The 25,325-nt window shown below is 46.3% G+C and carries 21 protein-coding genes; 16 read left to right on the forward strand and 5 right to left on the reverse strand.

Annotated elements, in window-relative coordinates; all coding sequences use genetic code 11:
- The first annotated feature begins 16 nt into the window (after positions 1 to 16).
- Positions 17 to 1,837, forward strand: coding sequence for a SusD/RagB family nutrient-binding outer membrane lipoprotein (locus OL444_RS08275; RefSeq protein WP_264733690.1), 1,821 nt, complete (start codon positions 17 to 19; stop codon positions 1,835 to 1,837).
- Positions 1,838 to 1,912: 75 nt separating this feature from the next.
- On the opposite strand, the gene OL444_RS08280 is transcribed toward OL444_RS08275, so the two are convergent.
- A complete protein-coding gene (locus OL444_RS08280) occupies positions 1,913 to 2,542 on the reverse strand; it encodes a helix-turn-helix transcriptional regulator (protein ID WP_264733689.1) in 630 nt (209 codons plus the stop codon).
- 280 nt (positions 2,543 to 2,822) lie between these two features.
- Between OL444_RS08280 and OL444_RS08285 the strand changes: the two genes are divergently transcribed.
- The 14 genes from OL444_RS08285 to OL444_RS08350 all read left to right on the forward strand — a co-directional run bounded on the left by OL444_RS08285 (position 2,823) and on the right by OL444_RS08350 (position 18,101).
- Positions 2,823 to 3,974, forward strand: a complete 1,152-nt coding sequence (locus OL444_RS08285) for an efflux RND transporter periplasmic adaptor subunit (RefSeq protein WP_264733688.1) — start codon at positions 2,823 to 2,825, stop codon at positions 3,972 to 3,974.
- A gap of 50 nt (positions 3,975 to 4,024) precedes the next feature.
- Positions 4,025 to 7,195, forward strand: coding sequence for an efflux RND transporter permease subunit (locus OL444_RS08290; RefSeq protein WP_264733687.1), 3,171 nt, complete (start codon positions 4,025 to 4,027; stop codon positions 7,193 to 7,195).
- Between the two features lie 10 nt (positions 7,196 to 7,205).
- Positions 7,206 to 8,594: an efflux transporter outer membrane subunit gene (locus tag OL444_RS08295; protein ID WP_264733686.1), complete on the forward strand. Its 1,389-nt coding sequence runs from the start codon at positions 7,206 to 7,208 to the stop codon at positions 8,592 to 8,594.
- Positions 8,595 to 8,651: 57 nt separating this feature from the next.
- Positions 8,652 to 9,311: a class I SAM-dependent methyltransferase gene (locus OL444_RS08300; protein WP_264733685.1), complete on the forward strand. Its 660-nt coding sequence runs from the start codon at positions 8,652 to 8,654 to the stop codon at positions 9,309 to 9,311.
- Between the two features lie 385 nt (positions 9,312 to 9,696).
- Positions 9,697 to 11,121 (forward strand): hypothetical protein, encoded by a 1,425-nt coding sequence (locus OL444_RS08305; protein ID WP_264733684.1) that lies wholly within the window; start codon positions 9,697 to 9,699, stop codon positions 11,119 to 11,121.
- 38 nt (positions 11,122 to 11,159) lie between these two features.
- Positions 11,160 to 12,194 (forward strand): phosphoribosylaminoimidazolesuccinocarboxamide synthase, encoded by a 1,035-nt coding sequence (locus OL444_RS08310; protein ID WP_264733683.1) that lies wholly within the window; start codon positions 11,160 to 11,162, stop codon positions 12,192 to 12,194.
- 15 nt (positions 12,195 to 12,209) lie between these two features.
- Positions 12,210 to 12,530 carry a hypothetical protein gene (locus OL444_RS08315; protein ID WP_264733682.1) on the forward strand — a complete coding sequence of 107 codons (321 nt, stop codon included), beginning with the start codon at positions 12,210 to 12,212 and terminating at the stop codon, positions 12,528 to 12,530.
- A gap of 20 nt (positions 12,531 to 12,550) precedes the next feature.
- Positions 12,551 to 13,072, forward strand: coding sequence for a DEAD/DEAH box helicase family protein (locus OL444_RS08320; protein ID WP_264733681.1), 522 nt, complete (start codon positions 12,551 to 12,553; stop codon positions 13,070 to 13,072).
- Positions 13,073 to 13,076: 4 nt separating this feature from the next.
- Positions 13,077 to 13,733: an ATP phosphoribosyltransferase gene (gene hisG, locus OL444_RS08325; protein WP_264733680.1), complete on the forward strand. Its 657-nt coding sequence runs from the start codon at positions 13,077 to 13,079 to the stop codon at positions 13,731 to 13,733.
- A 186-nt stretch (positions 13,734 to 13,919) separates the two neighbouring features.
- Positions 13,920 to 14,909: a zinc metalloprotease gene (locus tag OL444_RS08330; RefSeq protein WP_264733679.1), complete on the forward strand. Its 990-nt coding sequence runs from the start codon at positions 13,920 to 13,922 to the stop codon at positions 14,907 to 14,909.
- 272 nt (positions 14,910 to 15,181) lie between these two features.
- Complete coding sequence (locus tag OL444_RS08335) at positions 15,182 to 15,613, forward strand: SRPBCC family protein (protein ID WP_264733678.1); 432 nt, start codon at positions 15,182 to 15,184, stop codon at positions 15,611 to 15,613.
- Positions 15,614 to 15,721: 108 nt separating this feature from the next.
- Positions 15,722 to 16,522: an alpha/beta fold hydrolase gene (locus OL444_RS08340; protein ID WP_264733677.1), complete on the forward strand. Its 801-nt coding sequence runs from the start codon at positions 15,722 to 15,724 to the stop codon at positions 16,520 to 16,522.
- A gap of 125 nt (positions 16,523 to 16,647) precedes the next feature.
- Positions 16,648 to 17,421 carry an AraC family transcriptional regulator gene (locus OL444_RS31910; protein ID WP_264733676.1) on the forward strand — a complete coding sequence of 258 codons (774 nt, stop codon included), beginning with the start codon at positions 16,648 to 16,650 and terminating at the stop codon, positions 17,419 to 17,421.
- A 269-nt stretch (positions 17,422 to 17,690) separates the two neighbouring features.
- Positions 17,691 to 18,101, forward strand: coding sequence for a 5-fold beta-flower protein (locus OL444_RS08350; RefSeq protein ID WP_264733675.1), 411 nt, complete (start codon positions 17,691 to 17,693; stop codon positions 18,099 to 18,101).
- Here the strand turns inward: OL444_RS08350 and OL444_RS08355 are convergent.
- Positions 18,098 to 18,937 (reverse strand): helix-turn-helix domain-containing protein, encoded by an 840-nt coding sequence (locus tag OL444_RS08355; protein WP_264733674.1) that lies wholly within the window; start codon positions 18,935 to 18,937, stop codon positions 18,098 to 18,100. The genes OL444_RS08350 and OL444_RS08355 overlap by 4 nt on opposite strands.
- Positions 18,938 to 19,021: 84 nt before the next feature.
- On the opposite strand from OL444_RS08355, the gene OL444_RS08360 reads away from it, so the two are divergent.
- The gene (locus tag OL444_RS08360; RefSeq protein ID WP_264733673.1) at positions 19,022 to 19,588 is read left to right on the forward strand and encodes a short chain dehydrogenase; all 567 of its coding nucleotides are present in this window, start codon (positions 19,022 to 19,024) and stop codon (positions 19,586 to 19,588) included.
- Between the two features lie 44 nt (positions 19,589 to 19,632).
- On the opposite strand, the gene OL444_RS08365 is transcribed toward OL444_RS08360, so the two are convergent.
- The 3 genes from OL444_RS08365 to OL444_RS08375 form a co-directional block, all read right to left on the reverse strand.
- Positions 19,633 to 22,617: an AAA domain-containing protein gene (locus OL444_RS08365; RefSeq protein WP_264733672.1), complete on the reverse strand. Its 2,985-nt coding sequence runs from the start codon at positions 22,615 to 22,617 to the stop codon at positions 19,633 to 19,635.
- 206 nt (positions 22,618 to 22,823) lie between these two features.
- Entirely contained in the window at positions 22,824 to 23,915 is a 1,092-nt protein-coding gene (locus OL444_RS08370) for a serine hydrolase domain-containing protein (RefSeq protein ID WP_264733671.1), read from the reverse strand.
- Positions 23,916 to 24,026: 111 nt separating this feature from the next.
- The gene (locus OL444_RS08375) at positions 24,027 to 25,109 is read right to left on the reverse strand and encodes a hypothetical protein (protein WP_264733669.1); all 1,083 of its coding nucleotides are present in this window, start codon (positions 25,107 to 25,109) and stop codon (positions 24,027 to 24,029) included.
- Between the last annotated feature and the right edge of the window lie 216 nt (positions 25,110 to 25,325).

Consider the following 25,325-nt stretch of genomic DNA (forward strand, 5'->3'; position numbering starts at 1 on the left):
TTAAAGCAATAATCAAATGAAAAACATATATACGATAGCGTTAGGATTGCTGATGGCAGGTACCCTGGCGCAGTCCTGTAAAAAAGAGATGCAGGAAATCAATACCGATCCTAATCAGCTGAATGAAACCCGGCCTGAGTTTCTGTTTACCAGCGCTACCTTAAACTACTCACTGCCGGGACGTAGTCAGCTGATGAATAAATACCGTACCACCCTGCGTTACATGCAATACATTGTGTCTGATAACGTAGATAAGGCGGATATGGAACAACCCTATTGTGATGACCAGAAAACCACCTTTCCGGATCCGGGTAGTAGCGGCGCCCTGTATTTCGACTTCTACAATTCCATCGGCAGGGATTGTGCGCGTCTGCTGGATCAGATCAATGCCATCAAAGAAGAGGGCCGGCGGTCTACTTACCGGGAGCTGGCTGCCATCTGCCGGATTATGTTTACCTACGATGCCTGGAAAGTGATGGATATCTACGGTGCGATGCCTTATTCGCAGGCGTTTAATGTGACTGCATTCCCGTTGCCCGTATATGATTACAACTGGCAGGCTTACCAGGTTTTCGACAAACAACTCCGCGATGCTGCAGATGTATTGCGGGCGAAGTATACCGGACAGGTGAATCTATCCAAACAGGATTTCTTCTACAATGGTAATATGGAAAACTGGTTGCGGTTTACCAATACGTTGCGTATTAAAATTGCCCAGCGTTTTGAAAAGCGGAATCCGGCGCATCTGCAGGCGGTATTGCAGGATATTGCGACCAATTACCAGTCTATGATTATTGCCAATAATGCCGGTTCTTTTGGTTACAGCAATGTACAGGACTGGAATAATAATGTGGATGACCTGGATCAGATACAGAATGTATACGTAGCGGCCTATCCGTTTGTGACCTTCCTGAAATCCACCAGAGATCCGCGTTTGCCGCTGATGGTACGTCGCAATGACTGGGGAGATAATTACCAGGCTTATAAGGATATACAGGAAAAAGGAATACCGGAATCCAAAGCGCTCTTAAATGATCCGCTGGTGAATTCCTCCCGCTATTGGGGAAAACATGTGTTCAGTGCTTCCAATGGCGCCGCATACGGTTGGGAAGGACAGCCTAAAACAAAACAGTTTACCATTAAGGACGGAGATAAGACCGCTTCCAGAACACTGAGTTTTATATCGCTGATTCAAACCCGCCTGTTTGTAAAGAATGGTGGTTTTAAAGCCAATAATCCGACATTACATAAAGATGAAACTGTGGTGGATGGTAATACCATCAAAATGCGTACATCGTTACTGAACTATGCAGAAACCTGCTTTATGATGGCTGAAATAGCGGCCAAAGGCGGCAATGGTTTTGGTAAGTCAGCGGCGGCCTGGTATGAAGCAGGGGTAACCGCTTCCTTTGACTACTACAAAGCCCTGGGGATTTCACAGAATACGCCAGGGGCAGCCGATGCCCAGCTGGGCGACTTCCTGACCCGTTATCCCTATAATGGACTGACCAGTGTTTATTCACAGGCATGGGTAAACTTTTTAACGGAGCCGGAAGAAGCCTGGGCGATGTGGAAACGTACGGGTTATCCACAGCAGGAAACCTTTAATCCGGCAGGACCGAATAAGATAGGAGATGGATCGGGTATTGCTTACCTGGAGACATTATATACCGGATCGCAGTACCTGAAAATTCCGCGCAGGGCTGTGTTGCAGATCACGTCTACACAGATGGGGCCTAACCTGGATAAAGCTATTGATGATATGAAAGCAAAAGATCCTGATTATGGTGTGGATCGACTGGATACAAGAGGACGTATCTGGTGGGATATGAAATAAACTTTACCACATAGACAACGCCTCCCGGTAAGCCCTATACGAAAATACTTCGTGGCGGTTCCGGGAGGCGTTTTTTTATTTTTCGGATATCTGATAGGCGCATCTTCTGGCGCCGGCCAGTATGTGATCTATCCGTTTGATTTGTACGTTTTCGCCCAATACTGTCTGGAAGGTATTGAGTTCAGATTTGCAGAAGCCCTGACAGGCCTGTGCCGCCGCGCAGATCGGGCAGTGGTTTTCGATGAGCAGATAACCCGCGTCTTCTTTTTTATAGGCAGCCATATAGCCATCATGGCTGCGTATTTCCGCCAGTTTGCCTAATTTATTTTCCAGCCCGGAACAATCTCTCAGCGCTTCCTGGTATTTATGGATCATCTTTTTTTCATTGGCAGTAATGACTGCCTGTACGGCTTCTTCGCCCAATGCTTCCCGCATGGTTGTGATCAGCTTCACTGTGAGATCCGCATGGTTATCCGAAAACTGGGCATGGCCCAGGCTTGTCAATGCCCAGATTTGCTGGGGCCTGCCACGGCCTTTCGCAATGGTAGTGGCTTCTACCAGGCCTTCACTGCTCAGTTTCAGCAGTTTAAGCCGTACGCCCACAACGGTTATTTTCAATGCTTTCGCCAATGCAGATAATGGCAGCGGCCCCTGGTGCTTCAATATCCATACCGCCTCATCGTAGTCCGCCATCCTATTATTCATAATAAAGAAAGTATTTATTTGGTTTATTAGGCAAATGTAATAATTTTGTGGCTGTAAATTAAAGTTAATAGCGCTGATAATAAAATAACGGACATACCAGATAACAATCACCAACATAGCTGCTGACAGGTATGTTGGCTAATGCAGGAAAATTACTTTTCCTGCATGCTACTCCATACATGCTTTTTTAAAATATAGTTACTGCTGAAAAAAGAAAAATACAGCGGCGGGGGATTGCTATGCCGGTATGTCCGGGTTTATGTCATTGAAAAAAAATACCATGAAAAAAAATACACCTGTCCTGATTCTTTGTGCTTCCGCATGGCTGTTGTTGGCCACTGCCTGTAAGAATAATGCGGCCCCGGCTGCAGCGGCTACCGCCCCGGCCAATTACCCGGTTATTACGATTGCCCAGCAGGAAGTGATGCTGCATGCCGATTATCCGGCGGCTATTCAAGGGCAACAGAATATTGAGATCCGTCCGAAGGTGGATGGCTATATTTTACAGCAGCTGGTAGACGAAGGCGCTGCCGTGAAAAAAGGGCAATTGTTATTCCGTATTCATGCACCACAATACGAGCAGGAAGTACGCACGGCTACAGCAGCGATCAAACGTGCGGCAGCCGAAGTAGCCACGGCAAAAATGCAGGTGAAAAAAGTAACGCCGCTGGTGCAGAAAGAAATTATCAGCAACTATGAACTGGAAGCGTTACAGTTTACGCTGCAAGCCAAAGAAGCGGAACTGGCGCAGGCACAGGCCAGCCTGGCCAATGCACAGACCAATTTAGGATATACTACCATCACCAGTCCGGCAGATGGTGTGATTGGTACCATCCCCTATAAAATCGGGAGCCTGGTAAGCAGTACTTCACCGCAACCGTTAACAACGTTATCCAATATCTCCAGTGTGTATGCCTATTTCTCTTTTAATGAGAAACAGTTCCTGGACTTTTTGCAGGGATATAAAGGTAATACCATGAAAGAAAAACTGAGTCAGCTGCCACCTGTTACCCTGATACTTTCCAATGGTGTGGAATACGATGAAAAGGGCCGGCTGGAAACCATCAGCGGATTAATCAATACAGAAACCGGTACCGTGAATTTCCGGGCTACGTTCCCCAATCCTGCAGGCCTGATCCGAAGCGGAGGCAGTGCCGTGGTGCGTATTCCGCAGCAGCATACAGCAGCCTTGCTGATACCTAAAAAGGCTACCTACGAATTACAGGGCAAATACTTTGTGTTTACCGTAGATAAAAACAATGTGGTGAAAAGTACGGAAGTGATGCCGGAGCAGGCGGCAACACCGGATTACTACGTTATCAGCGCCGGATTGAAAACAGGCGACCGTGTCGTCGCAGACGGGATAGGTTCCCTGCAGGATGGTACCACCATTCAACCTGTGATCGCTGGTGCTGTGAAGCTCCGTCATTAATCCTGGCAAACTGCCATGGCATTTCATTTACGCGGAAAATATTTTCGATTATGCTAAAGAAATTTATAGAGAATCCGGTATTGTCTACCGTTATATCTATCATCATAGTAATACTGGGTTTACTGGGATTAATGTCTTTACCCATTACCCAATATCCGGAGATTGCCCCTCCGACTGTTGAAGTAACTGCTTCCTATCAGGGCGCCAACTCAGATGTTGTGATGAAGAGTGTGATTATACCGTTGGAAGAACAGATCAACGGCGTGGAGCACATGACCTATATGACCTCCAAAGCCAGCAACGATGGGAGTGCTACTATTACCATTAATTTTAAACAAGGTACCGATCCGGATCTGGCAGCCGTGAATGTACAGAACCGTGTCACCAAGGCTACCAGCCTGTTACCGGCTACTGTTATCCGGGAAGGGATTACCACTACCAAGAAACAAAGCAGTGAAGTATTGAGCTTCCTGTTGTACAGTGAAAACAAAGCGTATGACCAGAAGTTCCTGTACAACTACCTCCGTATTAACATTGTGCCGGATCTCAAACGTATTGAAGGGGTAGGTGATGCGATGGTATACGGTGCGCAGGATTATAGTATGCGCATCTGGCTAAAACCGGAGAAGATGGCCAGCTATGGCCTGATTCCGGATGACGTGATTGCTGCGCTGGCAGAACAGAACATCGAAGCGGCGCCCGGTAAAATCGGAGAAAACAGCAACGAAGCTTTTCAATATACCCTGAAATATACCGGCCGGCTGGAGAACGCCACCCAGTTCGGGGATATTATTGTGCGGGGCGGTACCCAGGGGCAAATCCTGCGTTTGAAAGATATTGCGGAGGTAGAAATGGGCGCGTTAACCTATACGACTACGACTACCGCTCAGGGATATCAGGCCGTGTATGTGGCCATCAACCAGTCGGCGGGTTCCAATGCCCACGACCTGATCAAACAGTGTGAAGCCATTATCACCAAAGCTTCCGCCAATTTTCCGCCGGGTGTGAAATACGGTCCTTTTCTGAATGCCAATGAATTTCTGGATGCATCCGTAGAGAAACTGATTCATACCATCATAGAAGCCTTTATACTGGTGTTTATTGTGGTGTTCATCTTCCTGCAGGATTTACGTTCTACGCTGATACCTGCACTGGCAGTGCCAGTAGCCATCGTAGGTACCTTCTTCTTCCTGAAACTGTTCGGGTTTACCATCAACCTGCTTACTTTATTTGCATTGGTACTGGCGATCGGGATTGTGGTAGATGATGCCATTGTGGTGGTAGAAGCGGTGCACGCCAAACTGGACCAGGGGGCGAAGTCTGCGAAGAAGGCCACCCTGCATGCCATGAGTGAAATCAGTACCGCCATTGTATCTATTACCCTGGTGATGTCGGCCGTGTTTGTACCGGTAACTTTCATCACCGGATCTGCCGGCGTGTTTTACAAACAGTTTGGGCTAACGCTGGCCGTATCCATCATCATTTCTGCTGTGAATGCGCTGACGCTGAGTCCTGCTTTGTGTGCGTTGTTACTGAAACCGCATCCGCACCAGGAACAGCAGGCGCCTAAAGGATTTTTACCCCGGTTTTATGCCGGTTTCAATACCGCCTTCGATGCTGTTGGTGCAAAATATATGCGTGGGGTACGCTGGCTGATCAGAAGAAAATGGCTGGCCCTGGGTAGTATTGCGCTTTTCTCCGGTATCTTTTATTTTCTTGTCAAAACAACACCGACTGGTTTTGTGCCTAATGAAGATGCAGGGGCTATTTACGGGAATGTGATCCTGCCGCCTGCATCTACATTAGGACGTACCACGGAAGTCCTGAAAGAAATCGACAGCATTGCCCTGGCTATTCCGGAAGTGGAATTGTCATCTACCGTAGCCGGTATGGACCTGATCAGCGGCTTCGGTGGTTCATACGGCTCTGTCTTTATCCGGCTGAAACACTGGCAGGAAAGGAAAAAGAAAGGCCAGGACATCAACAGTGTGTTACAGCAACTGTTTGCGCGAACGGCGCATATCAAAGGCGCGAACATTATCTTCTTTGCAGCGCCCACCTTACAGGGATTTGGTAATAACAATGGTTTTGAATTTCAGCTACAGGATAAAACCGGTGGGGATCTGAAAAAGTTTGAGGAAGTGATCGGCAAATTTATGGGTGCCCTGAATAAGCGCCCGGAGATCATGTATGCGGCTACTCCCTATAATATTAACTTCCCGCGGTATGAAGTGGTGGTAAATGTCGCCAAATGTAAAGAAGCCGGCGTACCGGTGAATACCGTGCTGAATACGTTACAAGGTTACTTCGGTGGGGTATATGCATCCGACTTTAACCGCTTCGGTAAACAATACCGGGTGATGATACAGGCAGCTACCGCCGACAGGTCCAACCTCGCGGCATTTGATAAAGTATATGTGCGTAACAGCCGTAATACCATGGCGCCGATCTCTGAATTTGTCACCCTGCGGAAAGTATACGGACCGGAATTTATCAACCGTTTTAACCTGTCTACTTCCGCCTCCGTTACCGGATTGCCTAAACCCGGATTCAGTTCCGGAGATGCCATCCGGGCGATTCAGGAGGTTGCCAAAGAAACATTGCCAAGAGGCTATACGTATGACTTCTACGGCTTAACGCGGGAAGAGTTGTCCAGCGGTAATCAGACGGTATTGATATTTGTATTGTGTCTGGTGTTCATTTACTTCCTGCTGAGTGCTCAATACAAAAGCTATATCCTGCCTTTTTCTGTATTGTTATCATTGCCAATAGGGCTGGCTGGCGCGTTTCTGTTTGCACGGATCTTTGGGGTAGATAATAACATTTTCCTGCAGATCAGTCTCATTATGCTGATTGGTTTGCTGGCCAAGAATGCCATCCTGATAGTAGAGTTTGCGTTGTTGCACCGTTTGCAGGGACGTAACCTGATACAAGCTGCCATTGCAGGCGCGAAGGCCCGTTTCCGCCCGATTCTGATGACTTCTTTTGCGTTCATTTTCGGTTTGTTGCCGCTGATGATGGCGAATGGCGCAGGCGCCTTGAGCAACCGCTCTATCGGTACTGCTGCCGTAGGTGGGATGCTGATAGGAACGTTGTTCGGCGTATTGGTGATTCCTGCGCTGTTTGTACTCTTCCAGGCTTTACAGGAGCGGATTAGCGGTGCTCCGGTGTTAGCGAAATCATCAAAAAAGGAAGCGGGAATTATTGAAAATTATGCTTAAATATTTATTCATGTTACATCATTATAAAGGACTGTTATTGTTGATGGTGGTTACTACGCTGGCCGCCTGCCGGGTTACCCATACCTATAAGCAGCCGGAAGGTCCTGCTGCCAACCTGTACCGGGATCAGACAGTAACGGATACGGTTACACTGGCCAGCCGGCCCTGGCAGTCTTTGTTTGCAGATACGTTGCTGCAACACCTGATTACAACCGGTCTACGGGAGAACCTGGATCTGAAAATAGCCATTACCCGCATTGACGCCGCCAAGGCTGCATTGCGAAGCAGTAAAGCCGCTTTCTGGCCGGATATCAATGGAAATGCAGGGATTAAGCAATCCCGGTTTGCTACGGCACAGAGTTTTGGGCTGTTTGAAAACGCCACACAATACGATATCGGATTAACTGCCGGCTGGGAAGCAGATATCTGGGGAAAGATCCGCAGTGCCAAACGTGCTGCGCTGGCAGGATTGCTGCAAAGTGAAGCTGCCCGCAGGGCGGTGCAAACACAGCTGGTGGCCGACATTGCCAATAACTACTACACTTTGCTGGCACTGGATGAACAGTTGGCGGTACTGGAGAAAACACTGATAAACCGGCAGGCAGATGTAACGGCTATGAAGGAACTGAAAGCGGCGAATGTGGTCAACGGTGCTGCCGTGGTACAAAGTGAAGCCAATCAATATGCCGCCGCAGTAGCTATCCCTGATATGAAAAAGCAAATCCGGGAAACCGAAAATGCCCTGGGTATTTTATTGGCGCAACCTTCCGGCATGATCCGTCGGGCGGTATTGGCGGAACAATCGCTGCCGGCGACGTTGCATACCGGTGTACCGGCGCAGCTGTTGCAATACCGGCCGGATGTACAACAGGCGGAATATGCCTTCCGGGTAGCTTTTGAAAACACGAACGTTGCCCGTACGTATTTTTATCCGTCGCTGAATATTACAGCGGCAGGAGGTTTTTCCACTTTTAATTTCAAAGATTGGTTTTCTTCGCTGGGATTGTTCGGCAATATTGCCGCAGGGGTTACCCAGCCCATCTTTAATAAAGGGCTGAATAAGGCGCGTTTAGCCACTGCCCGGGCTAAACAGGAGGAAGCCGGCTACCGGTTCCGGCAATCGCTGTTAACAGCCGGAGAAGAGGTATCTAACGCTTTGTATGCGTATGAGACTGCGAAAGAAAAACAACGTTCCCGTGTGATGCAGCTGCAGGCACTGGAAAAGTCGGTTGATTTTACCAAAGAGTTGTTACGATACAGTACGGCCACCAACTATACAGATGTGCTGACATCTGAACAAAGTTTGCTGGCCGCCAGGATAGGTGATATTACAGACCGGTTGCAGCAATGGCAGGCTGTTATTGTGTTGTACCGGTCGTTAGGTGGAGGCTGGCAGTAAGGCTTATACCCGGACTGTTTGGTTTTGTACCGGCAGTCCGGTATTTTTGGACCCTCTATGAAGCAGCTGCGTTATTTCCTTTACATCTGGTGGCATTGGGGTTTCAGCCTGGCCTGTTTTATTCTGAAACACGAGATCCGTGGAGAGAAGCAATATGGTATTCAGACCATGGGGGTGGATAACCTGACCGGAGAGGTGCCTGCCGACGATCTGGCGCATGCCAGTGTATATGAACCAGTGAATTACTATACCGCCACCTGGTTGTTGAACCACCTGGAACCTGCAGACCTGCGTACCGCTTTCCTGGATGTGGGGTGCGGGAAAGGCCGGGTACTGGCGATGGCCGCCGCTTACGGATTTAAAGAGATTGCCGGCTTTGACTTTTCCGCACGGCTTTGCCGGGATGCGATGGCCATAGGTACAGTGTTGCGTACGCAATATCCGGATCTGTCCCTTACAATTACGTGTATGAATGCCCGTTACTATGACATCCCGGAAACGGTGGGTGTCATTTTTTTATTTAACCCCTTTGATGCGGAGGTAACAACGGCCTTTATCGGAAAGGTAGCCGAAAGCCTGGAACGACAACCCCGCCCGCTGAAAATCCTGTATGCCAATCCTCAATGCAAACAACAATGGCTGGACGCGGGCTTTAAAGAAACTGCTTCCTTCCGTAAACAGTATTACCTGCAGGGCTGTGTATTGGAGCTGAAATAAGGTTTTGACGGTCTTCCCAGGAAGAAAAACGAATCATGGATAGTCGGTGGTAATGGTGGAAGTATTGGTATCGCTACCGCCTGTGGGGAAAAGTTTGCTGATTCATGAATATTTTGTTAACTTTAGTAAGGTTGTTTAAGATCAGTAGCAGCTTCGTTATAAAAGATAAGCAAAATAATCATCTATCCCAATTGCACCGGTTTTGTTGTTCTCGCCTGCTTAAACAATGCTTCCCTTTATTATATACTTATTTATAGTTGTTTTCCTCAAATGTTATAACTGTCCGCTATGATATAGCTTGTCATTTTATTCTAACGTGAGATAACGATAGCAAACCATACAGGTCTTGCTGTTATATACAATTATTGTTATCAAAAGTCCCATTTTGGAAGAGCAAGATTACATACTACCACCGGTAGATATCGCCGCTATATTTTCAGTATTCAGGGATAAGTATATCGACTACCGCGTTGTTAAAATGCCCGACAGCTGGCGGGAACGGGATAATTCCGTATTTACGTTTATCCTTTTCAGTGAAGACCTGGACGAGCCCGAACTCCTGACTTTCTTCACCCTTGCCGGTACCCATAACCTGGCGAATGCCAGACCTGTCAGTAAGAAGCTGCTGGAGCTGTCGTCGTTATTTCATCCCCTGTTTTATGAACGATTTGTGGCAGAAAGCCGGCAGCCGGATGCCGGCGAAAAATATATCCGCTTTATACAAGGGCTGCAACCGTATGCTGTAGCACTTGCGCCGGCATACGATACTCCCGTGGCTTCCAACAGGTATTACCTGCAGTCATTGCTGTTCCTGGCCGGATGCACCCTCAGTGCAGCCATTATACAACAACGATATACCGAAGCCACCATACAAAGTAAGCTGGACCGCCTCTGGCAGGCTTCCTATTACCTGGCATCGCTGGGTATTACCACCATCAGCCGGGAAGCGCTGCAGGAATTTGTCATACACTATGGTAGCCACACCACGCTGGATGCCTTTGAACGGATCAGTGCCATTAAAAAAATGTATGGCCGCCTCCTGAATGAACTGAGCAGCGACGTATATACTACACCGGTAACTATCCAGGAAAGTGTGCTGAATGCCGCACAGCAGCAGCGGTTTGGCTTTGTGCCCTGGTTGAGGGAGCAACTGGGAGATAACCTGAAAGCTGTTTTCGTATATGGGTCTTCCGTTACCAGTGAAGTATTTGCTGATTTTGACGTGATCCTGTATGTGAAGGATTCGCACACCGCTTTATGTTGTCTTAATGGTAAAGATCCGAAGCACAATGGGGTAGATATCAACATCAGTGTATATGACGAAACGGATTTTTACGGCTTTCAATCGCTTAGCGGCGATAACCTGGATGAGAATGTATTATGCCTGTACGGAGCAGCCACGATCCCGGTAAAACGCCGGACAGATCTTATCTACCGGAATTTCAGCTTTGGTTATGTGCGCATGCGGCAATTGCTGGGGATGGCCGCCTTCCTGGCAAAAGAAGGCACGCATTTCGGATTGGAAAGCAAGTCCAACCTGTATCAGTACTTTATAAAAATACCCATGCACATTGTGAAAGGTATGCGGGCGGCTATGCAGGAACCTATCAATAAAGTACTGATTAATAAATGGACGAAAGCAACACTGGATTACGATATCGATGAACAGGTGGCTTTGTGTATGAACGGCCAGGCCTGGAAAGCGATTTCAAATGCCTACGGCGCTACTTTACAGCTGCTGTATGTGTTAAATAAGGTATATGCAGCCTTTGAGCCGGAAGCAGCAGACATACCCGCCTTTTTGCAATAGGCAGGCATATTATTTACCCCCGTTTTAATTCGCACACTATGGATACAGGTATTATCAATCATTGCAGTGGCCTTCACCGGGAAGATGTTACGCGTGCCATACAGGAATTACGTTCGCTGGGATTTTCCATCGAAGAAGCAGCTGCCGGCACAAGTGGTTATGTTACCTGCCTGGAGCTGTATGATACTTTTACAGCGCCTGCAGGTCACAATTGTATCCTGGTGGATCACCCGGGACATGAACCTGTGATAGAGCTGATCCTGCAACACCTGCCTTTTAACTTTGATGCCCTGCCATTGCTGGTAGAAGGAGAAAGTAAGATTATTAAATACTGGACGGATAAAGTAGTGATCGAAAAATTCAAACCTACTGTTTATTCGTATACCCATAACCGATATGGATCTGCTGCCGGTACCGATGATATCCGTATCCGGTTTACTTCGGCTTTATACCGGAAGATGGCCTTGCTGCATACAGGTATCCCTTACCGGCCTGCCAGCGCTTTCCTGGCTGAAATTACCCATGAACAAGGGTTGTTTGTAGTGCAGCGGCTGGTAGATGTATGTAATATAGAAACCCGTATCAAACGTTTTCATATAGGCTCACCGGTACACCGGTACCTGTATACCGGCAAGTATCCTTCTACCCGGCGGGATGAGGCGCCTATCGTAAAGTGGACCCGTTTTGAAGATCCGGTAGTGTGTTTCGACTGGCGGCATCCTTTGATGGATGAAGAACAGCGCCGCCTGGCAGACGAGCCCATTTCTGATGATTATGCCGCACTCTGGATCCGGGATGTCACCTTCGCCAAAGAGATGGCCCGAAATACTTTTATGTGGCTGGAAGCGATGTTTTTCCAGGCAGGTATCACCCTGATTGATATGTGCATCTTTATTGACCGGTCCGGAAAAATGATCTATAGTGAAATCAGTCCTGACTGTATGCGTATGCGCTGGAACAGTAATAACATAGACCAATCTGAATCTATGGATAAGGATTTGTGGAGAAGGGGGGCTGCGCCGGAAAAGCTATATGAGAATTATGAAAAAGCTTATTCATTGATCTTTCATTAATATAAAACAAAAGAGATGACTACTGTATTCAAAGAAAATCTGGAAAGCCGGAAGATCTCCCCGAAAGGAGTCATTACCCTTCCGCCTGCTGCCCGCGAGCAGCTTAAGTTTAAGAAAGGACAGGGCAAACGTATTGGTTTCGCCGTGGAAGATAAAAAGGTAATCCTGTTTACGCCTGCAAAGGAAAAACAACCTTCCAAAAAGGCTTCCGCACGTGGCTTGCTGAAACTGAATATTGCTGCCCGGAAAGCACTGAAAGTCAGCAATGGCGAAGGTGGACTTTATGCGGTTAAAGTAGATAAAAAGGATGGCAGTGTACAACTGTATGCAAAATAATTAAAGCATCACAGTAACATATGCGTAATCCCCAACAATCATTGATACTGGCAATAGACGGGCATGATGGCGCCGGCAAAACTACCCTGGCGGGCTTGCTGGCCGAAAAACTGGGCGGTGTATATGTACGTCCTTTCGGCGGCGCAACAGGTACCTCTCTGATTACCCAGGCGGAGCAGCATCATTACCAGGAAGTATCCCGGATAGGTTTGATGGCTATCCGGGATGCAGCAGCACAGCATGATGCCCGTGTATTGGTGTTCGACAGGCATTGGATGACTGTCTTTACACTTATACCAGCTGCTTACCGGGATGAATGGTTTCCGCTACCTGCCACTACCTTGTGTTATGCCGGCATGCCCGCTACACTGCTGCGGTTGGGAGAAAGAGATGAAGCAATATTCGACCGGGCTTATCATGAAGGGTATATGCAACAATATTATGACCTGGCGCATCAGTATGGTGCCCATATTCTCAGAACGGATCAGCATGACGTAGCGCAATGTCTGGATATGTTGGTGCAATGGGCCACTAATCTGTAAAAACATGTATGAAGATCACAATCATATTTCCCATAAAACAGTAAAGCCCCTCACCATTGCCATCGGGAAAGGGAGGGGGTTTTACGAATCCCTGGACTATATTCATACGGATGAAACACCCGGTTATCAAAGCTTTTTAAAAGGAGAGGTGCCGGTTTATCAGGATGAGTCCGGACAATTAACGTTGATGGCTGTACGTAGCCGGGATATGCCCTGGTTATTGCAGCAAGGACATATTGATGTAGCGATTGGCAGTTCCGTATGGTTTAGTGAATACCAGGCGGATGCCCTCAGCTGTGCCTGGAAGCTGCCCTTGCAGGAATGCAGGTTATCCCTAATTGCCTCACCGGATATGCATCTCCCGGACATAAAAAACATCTGCACAAAATTTGAAAATATCACCCGCCGGTATATCACTGCTTTGCCACTTACAGCTGAGATACTCCTCATGGAAGGTTCGCATGAAGCGGCACTCTTTCTGAAAATAACCGATGCTATTGTAGATGTGATTGAAACCGGCCGCACTATCCGCCGGATGGGATTCCGCGAGCTGGATACCATTGCGTGGCTGAGTCATGAAATGTGGTTACGTACGCATGATACCGTTACCCGTGAACGGTTAGCCTACTACCTGAAAAAAACGGCTCCTATAAATGGCTAATACGGCCCCGGATAAGGATGATATAGGCTTATCACTTGGGTGAGTGATTGCTTTCACTGTGTGTCATCAGCAGCACGATGCCTTATTTTTATGCTGTAAAACCCGTTTCTCCATTACCTATCCCTATTTCTCCCCCGGAATTTTACTTCTGAGATAGGTATATGAGTCACCAAAATCTGCAAACAAATGAAAAAAATTGCCCACCTTTTATTTATTGGAGCGCTGTGCCTGTCTGCCTGCTCCAAACAGGATAAGTCCAATACAGATCAACCTTCGCCGGATAGTAATCAGGAAGCCCCTGCGGGGAAAGTACGCCGCTGTGCTACCGGTGAAGTACTGAAACAACAACTGTTGGATGATCCTACGCTGGCACAGCGTATGCAAAACATTGAAAAACTAACGGAAGAGGTTACACGTAACAGAGCACTCTTCCGTTTACTGCCGGATGGAAGTATTGAAATTCCGGTAGTTGTAAATATTTTATACCGCACCACAGCCCAAAATGTAGCGCTTAGTCAGGTAGAGTCCCAGATTACTGCGCTGAATCAGGATTTCAACGGACTGAATTCCCAATATAATACATTGCCACCTATTTTTGATGCCGTTAAAGCAGCTGTAGGCGTGCATTTCAGGTTAAAGAATGTTGTACGTAAGTCTACAACAGTAACCACCTGGGGTACCAACGACGCCATGAAAAAAAGCAGCCAGGGCGGTATCAATCCTACTACGCCGGATTCTGTATTGAATATCTGGGTAGTTGGTGGTATCAGCGGCGGTGTAATTGGCTATGCGCAATTCCCTGGTGGTAGCCCTGCTACAGATGGTGTTGTAATAGCCTATGATTGCTTTGGTACCAACGGTACAGCAGCTGCTCCTTTTGCCCTGGGCAGAACCGCTACACACGAAGTGGGTCACTGGCTTAATTTACGCCATATATGGGGTGATGCCAATTGCGGCGATGACCTGGTAGGAGATACCCCCCGGCATAATACCGCCAACTACGGCTGCCCGGCTTATCCGCATCGGAGTACCTGCACCGGCACGCCTATTGAAATGACCATGAATTTCATGGATTACACAGATGATGCCTGTATGGCAATGTTCACACAAGGCCAGAAGACCAGGATAGATGCGACATTCCTGCCTGGCGGCGGCCGTAACGGATTCGCCCACTAGTTATCTGCCCTCATTCCGGGGGAGATTTTCAGTAGTAATCATATTATTCCGAAAACAGGTATCATAACGGTGCCGGATATACTTTTATGCCTGCCTGTCAGGTATACGGCAAGGCTGTGTTGCACGCACAGCCACATACCTGTGTTTGGCGGGGCCCGAAAAGGCTGTCGCAAATAACCCTATATTTTGTCGCGTTTGCACATCGGATGTTACAAAATCTCACCCTATGTTTGCAGTATCAAACAACATTATTGAATTTCAAATCAATCAAAATGAGTACTGCACACAACACAACGATTACAGTAACTGCCACTATCAATGCACCTGCCGCTAAAGTATGGGAATTATGGACTGCGCCTGCACACATCATGAAATGGAACAGCGCTTCAGAAGACTGGCATACGCCCCGTGCAGAAAATGACCTGCGTCCCGGTGGAAAATTTTCCTCCCGTATGGAAGCCAAAGACGGTAGTTTCGGCTTTGATTTCGGTGGTGTATATGATGAGGTGAAACCCCATGAACTGATTACCTATACTATGGGAGATGGCCGAAAAGTAAATATTACTTTTGAAGAGAATGGCAATACGACTGAGGTAACAGAAACCTTTGATGCAGAAACCACCCATAGCATCGAAATGCAACAAGGTGGCTGGCAGGCTATTCTCGACAATTTCAAAAAATACACGGAATCTTTCACTGCTTAAGCTGTCACTATGTTTACCACCAGGGCTATCCGATCCACTTTCCTACTGTGCTGCATGACTGTGATATCTATGGTATCAGTACAGGCGCAATCCACTAAAAATAAACCGATGCATACCCCCAAAAAAACCGGTTATGCACCCGTGAATGGGTTGAAAATGTATTATGAAATACAGGGAGAAGGCCGTCCCATTGTGCTTATCCACGGTAGTTACATGACGATTGATATGAACTATGGCGCATTGATACCGGAGCTGGCCAAAACCCATCAGGTGATTGCCCTGGAAATGCAGGGGCATGGCAGAACGGCGGATATTGATCGTCCATTTTCCTTTCCTGCCCTGGCAGATGATGTAGCCGCACTATTACAGTACCTTAAAGTGGATAGCGCTGATGTATTGGGATATAGTTTAGGCGCTACCGTTGCTTTGCAGCTCACGCTGCGGCATCCGGCACTGGTCAGGAAACTGGTCTTTATTTCTTCTGCCTATAAGTACGACGGATGGTCGAAAGAAGCGCGGGAGATATTCGCCAAAATGGATCCTGCATTTCTGGAAAGCACACCGCTGAAAACCGCCTACGATCAACTGGCACCGGATAAAAGCCATTGGAAAACGTTTGTCACCAAAATGATAAAATTTGATGAACAACCCTATGATCTGGGTGCAGCTAATATTAAAGCGATTAAATCACCGGTATTGATGATTAGCGGAGATAATGATGGCGTAGATCTGCATCATATCACAGATATGTACCGGTTGCTGGGTGGTGGTGTTTTCGGAGATATGGCTGGTTTGCCTGCCTCCCGCCTGGCGATTATCCCTGGCGCCTCACACGTTAGCCTGATGATGGAAACCCACAAATTACTGGCTATCATACAACCGTTTCTGGTTACAGCCGCTGGCCATTAGTATAGTGATGTAGCTGTCATGGTTTGAAGAGAACTGTATCATCCCCGAAATTATTTACCTGCCCGCGGCCTGCCGTGGGCATTTTTTGTGCTATATTTAACAGGCTAATCTGATGCCACCAAGCCGTGAAATTACAACGATATAAACCCGCTGTTGCGCTTCGTCCGTTCGTGAAAAATTTTACCATCATTGAAAATGACGGTGCCGTCGATAATGTTGTACTGCCGGATACGGCTATGGTGTTATCTTTCCGCTTTCAGGGATCGGTGGCGGTTTCGGAAAACGGGGTGCAGCAACAGTTACCTGCCGCTGTTTTTTCCGGTATGCGGAAATCACATAGACAGATCTCCTATACGGCATCCACGGGTAACTTCCTGATAACATTTACCCCTGTTGGCGCTGCTGCCTTTTTCCGGGAACCGATGCATACCTTTTTCGGACATACTTTACCGGCAGCCGACCTTAAAGGGTTACGCGATATAACCTATATGGCAGAACAACTGGCAGCTTGCCCTGCACCGGCAGCAAAGATTGCCTTCATGGAAAAAGTATTGTTGTCGGCGTTGCCATCGTCTACGCCGGATTTGCTGGTTACGCATGCCGTGCAGCAGATTACCATTCATAAAGGTAATCTGCCTATAAAAGAGCTGGCGAGGCAGCTGTTTGTGAGCCAGGATGCTTTTGAAAAGCGCTTCCGGCGGGTGGTAGGCAGTAGTCCCAAGCAGTTTGCGACCGTTACCCGTTTGAGAAATACGATCGACAACTATACTCCCGGTCAAAGTTTTACAGAGCTGGCTTATGCTGCCGGCTACTTTGATCAGGCGCATTTTATCCGTGATTTTAAAACCTTCACCGGTAAAACGCCCGGTCAGTTTTTTAAAGAAAGTGTTTTCTGGTAACAGGTATTTATACCTTTCGAGAAATAATATAGGTTCATGAGCTTGCATATAACCTGCTTGATACGTTGAATGCTGCTGTCGTAGTTGCTATGAAAAGGCTGAACCAGCAAGGAAATAGGGCGTTTTTTCAGGTCTTGCACCATACTAAAAAAACAGTAGCAGAAATGAATGCTTAACTTTATGGAAGATAAAAGGCTGAGATGATGTAAGACCTCACATGATGAAGGGAAGCCTGAAAAAATACCGCTACACATTTTAAATCTGCTGACATGAAAAAAATCGGAATACTGTTTTTCCTGTTATTTACAGGTATGCTGTTACAGGCACAAAGCATCCAGTCCAGTAGCTATAGTTCCCTTGGTTCCATCAGCAGTGATGGTAAAATAAAAAATGCCAGTTATCAAACGGTAGGGTATATAAAGGATGATGGTGCCGTACAGAATAAAAGCTATTCTACTATCGGCTATATTAAAAGTGATGGTACTATTCAAAATAGCAGCTATTCTACTGTTGGGTATGTGAAAGCAAATGGTGCAGTGCAGAATAGTAGTTATTCTACCATCGGCTATATCAAACAAGACGGTACCGTACAAAATGCGAGTTACAGTACGATCGGCTATGCCAAAGGCGTGAAGAAGGAATGGGCGGCGCTGGTATTTTTCTTTTTCAAGTTCGATTAAACATATTTTTTTCTATAGGCAGAAGGACTGATGCCCTTATGTTTTTTAAAGATCCTGTTCAGGTGACTTTCGTCTGTGAAGTTTAATTCACAGGCGATTTCGTTTATACGCATATCACTGTGTAAAAGCCTCATTTCAATCAGTCGTAATTTATAGTGAGAGATATATTGCTGTAAGGTGTCGCCTGTTTGTTTTTTGAAATAACGTCCCAGATAGTTGGTGGAAATGCCTACTTCCCGACTAATGATGGCTGCTTTCAGCAATTGCGGATCGAAGATATGCGTCTGTATATAATGCAGTATATCCAATATTACCTCACCGGTATGCTCTTTTATGTTTTTAGGTAGCTTCAATGCTATATTCCGGGCTACGACCAATATTAGCGTGTTGACAAACTGCTGAATGATCTTGTGATGATAGATTTGTTCGTTGGTATATTCTTTATGCAAGCAATTCACCAGGGTGGCTACCATCGGTTTATCCACCTGGTTTTTAAGTATGCATCCTGGCCGGTGACTGGCATTCCGGAGAATAGGTTGTATATGTTCTGCCCAGTCCTGCTGTTGGTTTTCGCCGGCGTGCAGATAGGTGTCGTGGAAACTTAATCCGAAAAAGGTAGTGGTGGTATCAATGGAAAAAGTGTAACTATCTGCTGGTGTAACCAGGAATAAATTGCCGGACTGATAGCTAAAGCGATGGTTGTTCATGTATTGTGTGCCGCTTCCTTCCATGATGTATATGAGTTTGAAAAAATGGTTTCGGTAGTTCAGCCGGGGGAAGCTACTCAGCACTGTAAAATCTATTTCAAAGGGATGATATAAATGTTCTCTTGCCATGGTTCTTAAAGTTACCGATAAAGTGTAAAAATGTACAGGTTCCTCCGTCTGTTTCCCGCTAGCTTTAGCGCTTAAATAACCTCTATGAAAAAGAAGCTTTTAATTATCGGTGCGGGCGGTACTATCGGAAGAATTATTACCCCGGCATTTGCCGCACAGTACGATCTCATTACTGCCGGCCGTAACAGTGGTGATATCCGGGCAGATATTACTTCACCAGCGGCTGTAGCACAACTGTTCCGGAAGACCGGGAAAATTGATGCCTGTATTTGTACGGCAGGAGATAGTATGGGGGGAAGCCTGCATCAAGTCACTGATGAACAGCTGCAGTATGGCTGGGAGCATAAGCTGTTGGCGCAGATACGGGTGGTATTAACCGGACAGCCCTATTTGCATGATCAGGGTTCTTTTACGCTGATATCCGGTAAAATGGGAGAGGAGCCTGCCGTGAATGCTACGGGCAAGGCGGTGGTGAATGGGGCGGTAAATAGTTTCGTACGGGCCGCATCATTGGAAATGGAAAGAGGCATCCGGTTGAATGCTGTGAGTCCTGCTAAAATTGAGACGTTGGTCAGGGAGGATATTATCGCAGCGTACCTGGAATGTGTAACGGGGAGTAAGCACGGATGTATTGTGAGGGTCGGATATTAAAGGGAGCTATCAGCCGCATCAATCTTGTAATTGATGCGGCTTTTTTATGGTATTTGCTGAATATGCCGGTATAATTTAGCGGAATGGGTGTTGTTTTTCTTATCGTAGTTTTCCTGGGTACCAAAAAAGATAAAGGCTTCTTTGGCGCGTGATACTGCAACATTCAACATGTTTACCCCTACATCAAAGAAATAGGATCTGTTACTGTCATTGGAGCCATAGGTGGAAGAAAAAAGGATAATAGATCTTTCTGCTCCCTGTAGGGCATGTACGGTACCGATGGTAAGTCCGGGTGTATAGAGGCCGGATTTACGCAATACGGATTGCAGGATGAATTTCTGGCCGGTAAAAGGTGTAATGATACCTATCAGGTTGGCTAACTGGAGCACTTTAGGCGGGCGTTTATCTTTTAATGCATCGGCGGCTTCTTTTTGCTGATAGTGCCTGAGAATAGCCGTATGATGCTGGATTAACCAATTTGCAATGGCATGTGCTTCTTCGTAGTTGCCTCTGCTAGTGCCTATATTTACGGACGTACCAGTTACCGGGATGAATTGCATGGGAGGAAACAAAGTGTCCCTGGCTGGCCCCTTTTTAGGTTCCAGCAGTCCGTTATAAGCCAGGTTGTTGCAATAGGCAATAATCTCATCGAAACATCTGCGATGTTCTGTTAATAGCATGCCTCGTTCCATATCAGGATAGGGATGGTAGGGAGAAGATTTCTGGGCCAGTTTCATGATACTGCCGGAACTACTGAGAAATCCTTTCTCCAAAAGTGCCTGGATAACATGTTCCTCTTTAATAGCAGTATATCTCAACAGGTTTGCGAAATCTACTTTCTGCGGTACATTCCATACGGGTTCTATCTGTTGGGTATCTCCTACCACAACCGCTTTTTTCGCCAGTGAAAAACTGGCTACCCCTATTTCCGGTGATACCTGTCCTGCTTCATCTACAATCAACAGATCAATGAAATCCAGTAACGGAGGGTTTTCATATACGTTTCCACTAAAAGTTTTTTTGATGAATTTTGAATACGTAAAGAATTTGGGCGCCATGTAAAAGGTAGAGACGAAACAGGGGGTAAGCATGGAAAATCTTCTCCACCTGTTTTTAGCGTGTTCTATGCCGTTTCTGTGAAGGGTTCCTTCTGCTATTACTTTGCTGGTGGCCTGTATCCAACGGCCTTCCCAGTAATGTATTGCCAGGTGAAAGAGATTGTGTTTTATTCCTTTTTCCAGCTCATCATAAAAGTATGCCTGGGACTGGCGTTCGGCTTCCCGGAATCCTGCGTCAGTCTGAGGAGGGTTGCCATGTACCTGATGCTGCTTTTTCCAGTTTTGCCAGTCGTTATTGCACGTTTTTATTTGTTTGATCAGCAGGAGTTTTTCGTCGAAGAACCGGTGAAAACTTTTGATCTCATAAAAGTTGATGCTATCATAAGCAAGCGGACAATCGCGGAACAGCTGTTTTAACCGGGTCGCTCTTTTCTCTTTAACAAATTTCAGGCAAGAGAAAAGCTTCATCCAAAAGGATTCTTTGTCGAGGTAGTCACTCACTTTAGTTTCTAGTGCTTTGATGTTGGTTTCCAGCTCTTGCAGCAATGTTTCATTGAGCTGTTGTTGTTCAAACAAACGGAAGGAAGGTTCCGGGTTTAATTGGGAAATGAGGGCAGGTATCGTCTTATACTGTTGCCAGATGCGGATGCCTGCATCCAGTTTTTGTTGCTGTTCTTGTAAAATTGATTGGAGGTGCGTGATGATGGCTTGTATATCTAATTCCTGTATGCCAGAATATTCCCTGAACTTATCAGTATACAGTTGTGTGGCCCGGGCTATATACTGGCTGTTTTCTATTTCGGTAGGAAAGCCGCCGGTACGCTTTTTGAAATAAAGTACCTCCTTACTAACCTGTTTACCCGCACTGGGGAGATAGAGTCCGAACCCGGTTAATTCGGGCAGCCAGCGTTGATACAGCATTCCTTGTTGTTGTTTTACGTGAGAGAAGCTGTCTATGATGTTGGTAACCGCCTGGTTGTTGGTAGAGCAGGCCAGGATAACCACCGGCTCACCCCCTCTTATCGCGCTTTTTACTACTTCGTTGGCTACGATGCTTTGTAGTAATGTTGTTTTGCCCGTTCCTGGCGGTCCGTTTACCGCGAGGATGTCGCCTGTTGTCAATTGGTTGAAATGGTACAGGCTTTTCCGCTGTGAAATGGAAAGTGGAAATTCATATCCCATTTGCCCGATATGGCCAGCGGAATTTTTTTCCATTTCATCTATTGAAAGCAGTGATTGCAGCGGCGTATCCTGTTTAGTGCAAATAGTCTTTAAAAGAGCAGGGGTCTCCTGCTTTTCTATGAGATAATCATAAAGCTGAACAATACCATCTGCGGCACTGGATAAGGTTTCATTGACAACAATAGTAGATTGATAGGTAGTCGTGAAATTCGCTGTTGTATATTGTTCCAGGGCATTATCTGTAATAGATTGAAATGTTTGCTGTAGGTAATGATAATAGTTTTTCCATCTGCCGTTGCCGGTGTAAGGTTGAGAAAAAGCCTGATCTATCCGCTCAACATGTGAAAAAGTAAAATTGATATTTTGGTTTACCTGGGGTTCCAGGTACACACGGGGGATATAGGGAAAAGTGTCTTCATCCGGCTTTAATAAACCTTTCTTGTTCAATATTGCCCGAACCCAAAAGGGATAAAAGATGCCTGTTTCTCCGGAAAGTTTAATGTATTCCGGAAGAGGACTCACCCGAAAGGGTGCCATCAATACCTGTACCTCTTCCAGGTATTCCCATTCTTCCTCCGCTTCATCTGTCCTGCCTTTACTTTCATTCAGCTGCCTTTCTACCTGTTCAATCAACGCATGGGCGCTGGCAGGAGGGATAGCGCCTTGCTGCCAGTCAATGTCTATATCAGACAGGTGTATGGTTTTATTGACATTGATCTCTACCCGGGCGGCATCAGCGAGGGTATTACGCCAATATTTTAAAAAAGGAAGATGTTCCTGGTGTTTCATTTTTTTATTTTGAGGGTGCTGGCGTCGAACGTTGACATGCCTTTATGGTTTGCATCCCGGATCTGGCCACTTGTCGTGTATTTTAAAAATAGGAATTATTACGTTAACCCATGACTGAAAAGTTATCTAACGAAAAAGCCTTCAAATCATATGATTTGAAGGCTTGCTAAAGGCAGCTGTATATAATTTACCATTGACGGTAAGTATCACTTCCGTCCGCTTAGCACCTCCAACGCCAGTGCAGTAATATCTCCTGTTGTCTTTGTCGGGGAATGGCAGTCACAGTTACTGAATCCTACCACATAAATATCCTCGCCAGGAATATAGATCCCCATTGTTTTGAAGCCAAAGATACTGCCGCCATGTTCCCGGCTGGGTATGCCATTGATGGTTTTGATATGCCAGCCATAGCCATAGGTAAAAGCATCTCCGTTATTTAATCTGTAGGTGGAGAATGCCTTTTTCGTTTCCGTAGGACTGATTAACAGGTATTGATTTAAAGCCTGCTGCCATTTCAGCATATCCCCTGTGGTAGACATTAACGAGCCGGAAGCGAAAGGAACACTGAAACTGATGATTGTTTTATTGACGTAGCCGGATGCTTGTTGATGGTATCCGTATGCCCTTTTGGGAATCACTTTTCTGTCGCTGGCATAATAGGAATGTTGCATACCTGCTATATCGAAAATATGATGCTGGATAAAATCGGGATAAGTTTCTCCGGATACCAACGTGATGATATATCCTAATAATACATAACCGGAATTATTGTAAGCAAACTTTTCGCCGGGTGCAAAATCAACGGGTTCATTTTTAAAAAAGTCTACCATCATTTCAGGAGTCATTTCTTTTTGCGCAATCGTCGGCAGGGATTTCATTTTAGTGAAGTCCTTAATGCCGGAGGTATGTGTCAGCAGATGATGGATCGTTATCTTATCTCCGGCGGGATAATCCGGAATGTATTTGGAGATGGGATCTGTGACCTTCAATTTATCTTGTTGTTCCAATATGAGTATGGCTATGGCGGTAAACTGCTTGGTCATGGAGCCTAGCTGGAATACATGATCAGGGGTCAGGTCGGCGTCCAGTTCCAGGTTGGCTTTACCGAAAGCTTTCTGGTAGATAACCTTTCCATGTTGCGCAATCATGAATACGCCACCTGGACCATTTTTATCGTTGAAGGTGGTTAAGATGACACTATCCACTTTTCTTTCGAGGCTTTGGGCGACCACCCTGTTTCGGGGATTACCTATAAGGATCAATAACAGGAACAGGGTGTAAGTAAGTTTTGCAGGCATTTTATCGCGTGTTTCCGGCAAATTATAGGTTGGCCGGTTAAACGGAGGGGAAATGGGATAAAACTGGTTTATTATGTGATAGAATGGATATTTCAGACAGGGTAGATGCTGCTAATTGTTGTGTACATATTTAGATAAGATATATTCCGTTACTGGCTTTAACGGTCGCTGATTTTGTATGGGGTGGTTGCCATCAGCGGTATAAAACTCAATCTTCCCATCTATTTTAATGTACCATACATGTCCTATTGCATTTAAGGTGATAGTATCCGGCTCCGTTATTCTTTTGAAATCATGCAACATCACGGAGTCTAATGCGACCACTAAAGTGTCTTTGAACTTTTGGTTGCAGGAAACCCGTTGATAATGGTCACCTGTCCAGAACATACAATTGCCATGATCGGATCCTGGATATATGGAGGGGCGGTTTAATAGCCAATAAGTACCGATACCTATAGATGTTAATAAAAGTGTTAATATGATTGTCGGCCGGATTTTCCGGTGCGATGCCCCGGTTTTATCGCCGTCAGGAAGGGTGACCAGTGTCATCACTTCCGGTTTACCTGCCTTGATTTCCTTCTCCCCAGCCTGTGTCTCCACTTCCGGTGTACCTGTTGCGACATACTTCGGCGTAGTATCGGTCGGAGTATTGTCGCTCACCGTATTAATATTGGTATCCGGCTCCCTGGCGACTTCCGGTCCGTCTATGCGCACCTGCCCAGATACGGGGCTGATGGTATCCCTGGTACCTGCCATATTAATAATACGCTCCTGCTCATCTTGCGATATTACAGTTGATATTTCTGCTGCTCTCTCCTCCGGTGCATCCTCCTCCATATTATATCGCTTTCCAAATTCATAAGGTCGTGGTTCGAAATTGATCAGCCATGCCAGCAGCTCAATATTTGTTTTAGCGGTATCGCCTGCCTGACCCCTTAAATAATTTACCAGGGGCTTAAACTTATCAGTATCATGTCTTCTGATCGCCTGTACATAGGCATCCAAACTATCCTTCTTCCCAAAAAATTCCATCAGAACTTTTTCATCCTTGGTTTTATATCGTTCCGCGCATACGGCGATACATGCTGCTTTGAGCTTGGCAGGAGTGGGCTGCAACAGGTGTGAAGAAAGGGTATTGGCAGCCTTTTTTTTCTCATAATCCCGCAGGACTAATGACTGATAATCAGGATACATTTCAAAAGTATAAAGTAAAACGAATCGAATTTATGGAATCCGGCCGGCATTTTCGGAATTGATCCGGAATTGACCTGGAATTATCGGAATTACCGGAATCACTTGCAAATCAGCCACTTACCCCGATATACCTTTGTCTCGAAATCAATAGGTCCCGCATTAGCTAGCAGGTTTACTGTACAGCGTTGGTTTCACCCGGAGCAAAGAAAGCGGCAA

Source organism: Chitinophaga nivalis (genome assembly GCF_025989125.1).
GTDB classification, from domain to species: Bacteria; Bacteroidota; Bacteroidia; order Chitinophagales; family Chitinophagaceae; genus Chitinophaga; species Chitinophaga nivalis.

What these genes read in the sequence shown, in the direction of transcription:
- OL444_RS08275 (WP_264733690.1), top strand. Translation starts at nt 17, where the DNA reads ATGAAAAACATATATACGATAGCGTTAGGATTGCTGATGGCAGGTACC.
- OL444_RS08280 (WP_264733689.1), bottom strand. Translation starts at nt 2,542, where the DNA reads ATGAATAATAGGATGGCGGACTACGATGAGGCGGTATGGATATTGAAG.
- OL444_RS08285 (WP_264733688.1), top strand. Translation starts at nt 2,823, where the DNA reads ATGAAAAAAAATACACCTGTCCTGATTCTTTGTGCTTCCGCATGGCTG.
- OL444_RS08290 (WP_264733687.1), top strand. Translation starts at nt 4,025, where the DNA reads ATGCTAAAGAAATTTATAGAGAATCCGGTATTGTCTACCGTTATATCT.
- OL444_RS08295 (WP_264733686.1), top strand. Translation starts at nt 7,206, where the DNA reads ATGTTACATCATTATAAAGGACTGTTATTGTTGATGGTGGTTACTACG.
- OL444_RS08300 (WP_264733685.1), top strand. Translation starts at nt 8,652, where the DNA reads ATGAAGCAGCTGCGTTATTTCCTTTACATCTGGTGGCATTGGGGTTTC.
- OL444_RS08310 (WP_264733683.1), top strand. Translation starts at nt 11,160, where the DNA reads ATGGATACAGGTATTATCAATCATTGCAGTGGCCTTCACCGGGAAGAT.
- OL444_RS08315 (WP_264733682.1), top strand. Translation starts at nt 12,210, where the DNA reads ATGACTACTGTATTCAAAGAAAATCTGGAAAGCCGGAAGATCTCCCCG.
- OL444_RS08320 (WP_264733681.1), top strand. Translation starts at nt 12,551, where the DNA reads ATGCGTAATCCCCAACAATCATTGATACTGGCAATAGACGGGCATGAT.
- hisG (WP_264733680.1), top strand. Translation starts at nt 13,077, where the DNA reads ATGTATGAAGATCACAATCATATTTCCCATAAAACAGTAAAGCCCCTC.
- OL444_RS08330 (WP_264733679.1), top strand. Translation starts at nt 13,920, where the DNA reads ATGAAAAAAATTGCCCACCTTTTATTTATTGGAGCGCTGTGCCTGTCT.
- OL444_RS08335 (WP_264733678.1), top strand. Translation starts at nt 15,182, where the DNA reads ATGAGTACTGCACACAACACAACGATTACAGTAACTGCCACTATCAAT.
- OL444_RS08340 (WP_264733677.1), top strand. Translation starts at nt 15,722, where the DNA reads ATGCATACCCCCAAAAAAACCGGTTATGCACCCGTGAATGGGTTGAAA.
- OL444_RS08350 (WP_264733675.1), top strand. Translation starts at nt 17,691, where the DNA reads ATGAAAAAAATCGGAATACTGTTTTTCCTGTTATTTACAGGTATGCTG.
- OL444_RS08355 (WP_264733674.1), bottom strand. Translation starts at nt 18,937, where the DNA reads ATGGCAAGAGAACATTTATATCATCCCTTTGAAATAGATTTTACAGTG.
- OL444_RS08360 (WP_264733673.1), top strand. Translation starts at nt 19,022, where the DNA reads ATGAAAAAGAAGCTTTTAATTATCGGTGCGGGCGGTACTATCGGAAGA.
- OL444_RS08365 (WP_264733672.1), bottom strand. Translation starts at nt 22,617, where the DNA reads ATGAAACACCAGGAACATCTTCCTTTTTTAAAATATTGGCGTAATACC.
- OL444_RS08370 (WP_264733671.1), bottom strand. Translation starts at nt 23,915, where the DNA reads ATGCCTGCAAAACTTACTTACACCCTGTTCCTGTTATTGATCCTTATA.
- OL444_RS08375 (WP_264733669.1), bottom strand. Translation starts at nt 25,109, where the DNA reads ATGTATCCTGATTATCAGTCATTAGTCCTGCGGGATTATGAGAAAAAA.